Raw genomic sequence first — 5249 nt, forward strand, 5'->3', positions numbered from 1 at the left:
ATATATAACGGTGGGATACATTACAAGTTCAAATATTGAAGAATTCATAGACTTACTACAAAGAAAAATGCAGGACTAGCGCTTGCTACTAATCGGGCATTTACGGGCTGTTGATCTCCCACCTAGCTTCTTTGCTCCAGCCGCATTTTGAGGTGGGAGTTTTACTGCCCGGCAAATAGCGGGATAAAAGGTGGTTTGTCCATATCCAAACCACCTTTTTCATACAAGCTTATAATTCTACTTCCCACATATCTTTACGGTTTAGCTATTTCCTGCATAAACCCAGCCATGCTCGCTAATAAACTAGTGAAAACGAAAAGTACAATAATAAGAGGAATAAGTTTATCTTTATTTAAATTCGTAATCGTTTTTAAACCTATTCCTAATAAAACGTAATACCAAATATTAAATATATCTATTCTTTGAGCGATTGTATGCAAGATCATATTATCTGTCGCTATTGCACCTAAACCTGTATAAGATATCTCATACCCACTTAGAGAAAATGCAATTAATCCGTTTAAAATCATCCCTAATCTTAATACAAACGAAGCATAAATGATTATCGGGAATGTTTCTTTATAGTTAATATCAACTCCAAAGAAAATCATAATGTTCTTATAAAATATAGGTGCAAAAAGTATAGCTACGATTCCACTGACTGCTGAAAATCCAAATGTAGTAAAGAAAGTTATGTATTTCGGAACAGTAAATCCCGTTTTATCATGAAACATACTGAGTGCAGGATTATTTAAAGAATTCCAAGACATTAAGGCACTTGAAATTATAATAAGCACAATTAAAAGGACTAGTGGAAAGAATATATTTCTTTGATTCTTCATCCTTTTGAATTGTAGTGTTGGCGAAGTGAATATCCCAAAAATCGATGGTTTTTCCGAAAGTTCTTCATGCATAAGACTACTAACTTGCAAGAAAATCCCCCTTCCTCATTACATTTATAACTCCTCCCACTTCGTCCACACTTCTCTCCCATTTATATGGTACATATTATCCTCTCGATCCATAAATCCGTGCACAATAAACTCGCGTCTAATTGTACAAAAATCATCATGATATTGTTTTATAAATGTATTAATTTCTTTTTCCGTATATTGATTTCCAGCGTTTAACTTGCTAATCAAATGTTCTAATAACACTAACTTTTTCTTCTTTTGACCTGGAATCGATTTTAAACGATCCTCTTTATCAAAAAAATTGCGAATGGTCGTATCACGAAATTTCATTTGGCTTTCGGTCATTTTATTTCCCTCCTTATTATTTATCCTTTTCCTTGTCTTTTTCACTGAAAAGATCCAGTGCGTACCCTACGCTTATAAGGAAATAGTAGAATCCAAGAAATGCTAACGTATCTTTTACACTAGTATGTTCTTCTTTGCGAAACAAAATAGGTGATATGGTGAAAACGAGGAAATAGACGCATGGATATAGTATGAAATAATAGTTGAATTTTTTTCGCATAGCTCCTCCTCTTTCTGTATATGATTCTATTCAAATCTTTGTAATCCCTTTTTTAATATTCCCCTCTCCTCTAGGTAGGCCTACAGGAAATTTCAAATACAAGTATATGTTCTATCCAATGAACCTTCACATATATTTACATGGATGAATTACAAGTCAAGGGGGAATATGAATGCGGTGGATTTATTATGATCCTTTGTTTGAAGTAGATCAAGTCGTTCCATCTGTTAGAACTTCTTCGCCATGGGCCGGGCATAATAAGTTTGCTTACGATCTCGTTACATTTTTCAAACCTAATACACTAGTAGAATTAGGAACATATTACGGATCTTCCTTCTACAGTTTTTGTCAGGCTGTTAAAGATGAACAACTCCCGACACAATGTACTGCAATTGATACTTGGCAAGGAGATCCACACGGTGGTTACTATGGAGAAAATGTATTCGAAACCGTAACAAATGTGCTGGACACGTGCTATCCAGGAATCGGAAAAACGATTCGTTCTACATTTGATGATGCTTTAAATCAATTTGAAGATGAAAGCATCGATTTATTACATATCGATGGGTTTCATACGTTTGAGGCGGTCTCACACGATTATGTTACATGGTTACCAAAACTTAAAAAGAACGGTATTATTTTATTTCATGATATAGCTGTTTACGAAAATGGATTTGGTGTACATCTATTATGGGATACTTTAAAAGCACAATACCCTCACCTAGAATTTTCACATTCGTACGGTTTAGGCGTCCTCTTCCCAAAAGGACATGAAGAAAAATTTGAAAATGTGCTCACTAAAAATAAAGAACTACAGCAAAAGTATGGAGGATAACCCTCTAATAAAATAGGATAAATAAAAAAGCACCCAAAAGGTGCTTTTTTCTATGCTTCAACCGATTGATTTTCAGCAATATTTCTAAATTGTCGTTTGTGCATCCAAGTTAAGGATGCAATTGTTCCAAGCGATAACACAACGATGAAAATCATGAGTACCCCTACGTTTTGCCACATGAAGTTAAAGTCTCCACTTGATACGACTGCTTTCAATCCTGATACAGAGTATGTCATCGGTAACCAAGCATTGAATGGTTGTAAATACTTCGGAATCAACTCTAGTGGGAATGTTCCAGCACTTGTTGTAAGCTGAATAATTAATGTGATGATGGCGATGAAACGCCCTGCATCACCGAATGCTGTTACTAAACATTGAATTAATGAAATAAACGCTAAGCTCGTAACAATACTAAAGAGTATAAAGTATGGAATACTTTGTACTTCTACACCTAACCAGAACAGTAATATGACATCTGCTACTATTGCTTGAATAATACCGACTGATAGTAAAACACCGAACTTACTAATAAACCAACTAAATCCTGATTTCGGAACGCCGACTGTATCGCGTAATGGGTATACAATCGATAATAGTAATGCCCCAACAAATAAACCGAGTGATAAGAAATACGGTGTAAATCCAGTTCCATAGTTTGGAACTTCCGCCATTTTCTCCGTCTTCACTTTTACAGGACTTGCAAACATATCATACGTTTTATCCGTCCCTTTCACTTCACCAGTTTTCTCTGCCCCTTCTCCAAGTTTCTCAGCAAGTTCACCTGAACCATCATTTACTTTTACAAGACCATCTGTTACTTTTCCTGATCCATCTGCTAGTTTATTTACGCCGTCGATTAGCTGGGTTGAGCCAGTTGACAATGTACTTAATCCTGTTGTTACTTGGCCAGAGCCATTTGCTAATTGCGTTATTCCGCCTGACATTTGGCCCGCTCCTGCAGATAATGTACCTAAGCCGCCTGTTACTTGGTTTGACCCGTCTGCTAATTGATTTACTCCTACAGATAATGTACCTAAACCGCCTGTTACTTGGTTTGAGCCATCTGCTAATTGATTTACTCCTACAGATAATTGACCTAATCCTGCTGTCACTTTTCCAGATCCGCTTTGTAATTGCGTTACTCCATCAATTAATTGAACTGATCCATCTTTTAATTTATCGGCACCTATTTTTGCATTATCTAATCCCTCACCAAATCCATGAAATTTACTAACAAATTCATTTTGTACATTCGTTAGTTTCTCAATACCACCTGTTAGCGTTTTCACTCCTTCTGAATTTGGTAATTTGTTTTGCAGTCCATTTGTTGTTTGATGTATTTCGCCTTTTAATTGTTTTACTTCTTCATTTAATTTATTCGTTCCACCTGCTACTCCGACAGCTTTTTGCTGAACTGTCGCTGTACTTTTTACAGCACTTGTTATGAATAGTTGTAATTGATCTTGATATTCTTTCGGTAAACTTTCAATTTGCTTTTGTAAATTCGCTACCTCTTGCGCTGCATTTTTTGCATCTCCTGCTGTTGATTGCGTAAGTTCATTTAACTGATTTACATTCGCCCCAGCTCCATCTATTTTCTCATTTACTGTATTCAATATAGAAGGAACTTTCGACTGCATTTCCTCTAAGCCTGCAGCAGAATTTTGTACGTTACTATTTAAATCTTGCAATCCCTTTTGAATCGCTTGAGAACCTTTCTCTAATTGACTTTGCCCTTCAACAAGTTTCCCCATACCATTTGATAGGTCAGTTGTTCCTGTTTGTAATTCACCGGATTTACTTACTAGTTTGTTCAAGCCACCGGTCACTTTCTCAGATCCATCACGCAATTCACCCGTTTTGCTATTTAACGTATTTAAACCGTTCGTTACTTTTCCGGAGCCGTCTACTAATTTCCCAATACCCGCATTGCTATTTAGTACATGTAAACCATCTGTTACTTTTCCGGATCCATCTACTAATTTTCCGATACCTATTTGCATCTCACCTGTTTTACTATTTAACGTATTTAAACCTGCTGTTACTTTCCCAGATCCATCAAATAGTTTCCCTACACCTGTCTGTATCTCCCCAGACTTCCCTTGAAGTGTATGAAGGCCATCCGTCACTTTACTTGAACCATCATGCAAATCACTTGATCCATCGTGTAGTTTACTTGCTCCTTCCGCCCCATCTGCTAATCCTTTTGAGACGTCTTTAATGGAATCAAACATTTTCTCTGCATATGTTTTCGTTAACGTGCTTGATACTTCACTTTTAATTTTTTCAATGGCTGTTCCGCCAATTTGTGAAGATAAGAAGTTCAAACTTTCATTTGGAATATATTCTAAGTTCAATGGTTTCGGATCGTCTTTTAATAACGTTGTAGCGTTACTTGAGAAGTCATCTGGAATACGTACTAACATGTAATACTTTCTGCCTTCCATTCCCTCTTTCGCTTCTTTTTCACTTACAAATTCCCATTTAAAACTTTTATTATCTTTTAAGTTATCAACGAGCCCTTTCCCGACCTCAATTGGTTTCCCATCAAGTTCTGCACCTTTATCTAAATTGACTACCGCAACTGGCAAGTCATCTAGCTGTTCATACGGATCCCAAAAGGCCCATAAAAACATACCCGCATATAAAATCGGTACAAATAAAACCGCAATGATTGGGATTAATATTTTTTTACTTTTTATAATCTCTGCAAATTCTTTACTAAGCAACTTATGCCATTTCATAATTTATCCCCCTTTTTAAAAATGACCAAAATTGATTTATGGTCATTTTCACCCAAATAAAAAGGCTATATCTGTTCATACATATGCCTTATCCCCGAATTTATACTATGCACATTTTCATCTACATGATTATATTTAACCATCCTCCTTATACGATTGACCAATTTGTTCAATTAGTCATTTTTTATAAT

At 35.9% G+C, this 5249-nt stretch carries 5 protein-coding genes and 1 pseudogene; 2 read left to right on the forward strand and 4 right to left on the reverse strand.

Annotated features, from left to right (window positions below; translation table 11 throughout):
* A pseudogene (locus AB3X49_RS17240) lies at nt 1–79 on the forward strand (PH domain-containing protein); the annotation flags it as partial.
* 175 nt (nt 80–254) lie between these two features.
* Here AB3X49_RS17240 and yknW read toward each other — a convergent pair.
* From yknW to AB3X49_RS17255, 3 genes are read right to left on the reverse strand one after another with little or no spacing between them, the layout of a single operon-like run.
* A complete protein-coding gene (gene yknW, locus AB3X49_RS17245; RefSeq protein ID WP_367963612.1) occupies nt 255–932 on the reverse strand; it encodes a YknW family membrane protein in 678 nt (225 codons plus the stop codon).
* Nucleotides 933–956: 24 nt separating this feature from the next.
* On the reverse strand, nt 957–1259 hold the full coding sequence (locus AB3X49_RS17250) for a DUF2087 domain-containing protein (RefSeq protein ID WP_367963614.1): 303 nt from the start codon (nt 1257–1259) through the stop codon (nt 957–959).
* Nucleotides 1260–1275: 16 nt separating this feature from the next.
* Entirely contained in the window at nt 1276–1479 is a 204-nt protein-coding gene (locus AB3X49_RS17255) for a hypothetical protein (RefSeq protein WP_070146292.1), read from the reverse strand.
* A gap of 172 nt (nt 1480–1651) precedes the next feature.
* On the opposite strand from AB3X49_RS17255, the gene AB3X49_RS17260 reads away from it, so the two are divergent.
* Nucleotides 1652–2314 carry a class I SAM-dependent methyltransferase gene (locus tag AB3X49_RS17260; RefSeq protein WP_286098173.1) on the forward strand — a complete coding sequence of 221 codons (663 nt, stop codon included), beginning with the start codon at nt 1652–1654 and terminating at the stop codon, nt 2312–2314.
* Between the two features lie 50 nt (nt 2315–2364).
* Here AB3X49_RS17260 and AB3X49_RS17265 read toward each other — a convergent pair whose 3' ends face one another.
* On the reverse strand, nt 2365–5058 hold the full coding sequence (locus tag AB3X49_RS17265; RefSeq protein ID WP_367963617.1) for a YhgE/Pip family protein: 2694 nt from the start codon (nt 5056–5058) through the stop codon (nt 2365–2367).
* Between the last annotated feature and the right edge of the window lie 191 nt (nt 5059–5249).

The organism is Bacillus sp. C30 (assembly GCF_040838255.1).
Lineage (GTDB): Bacteria > Bacillota > Bacilli > Bacillales > Bacillaceae_G > Bacillus_A > Bacillus_A mycoides.

What these genes read in the sequence shown, in the direction of transcription:
- AB3X49_RS17265 (WP_367963617.1), bottom strand. Translation starts at nt 5,058, where the DNA reads ATGAAATGGCATAAGTTGCTTAGTAAAGAATTTGCAGAGATTATAAAA.
- AB3X49_RS17250 (WP_367963614.1), bottom strand. Translation starts at nt 1,259, where the DNA reads ATGACCGAAAGCCAAATGAAATTTCGTGATACGACCATTCGCAATTTT.
- AB3X49_RS17260 (WP_286098173.1), top strand. Translation starts at nt 1,652, where the DNA reads ATGCGGTGGATTTATTATGATCCTTTGTTTGAAGTAGATCAAGTCGTT.
- AB3X49_RS17255 (WP_070146292.1), bottom strand. Translation starts at nt 1,479, where the DNA reads ATGCGAAAAAAATTCAACTATTATTTCATACTATATCCATGCGTCTAT.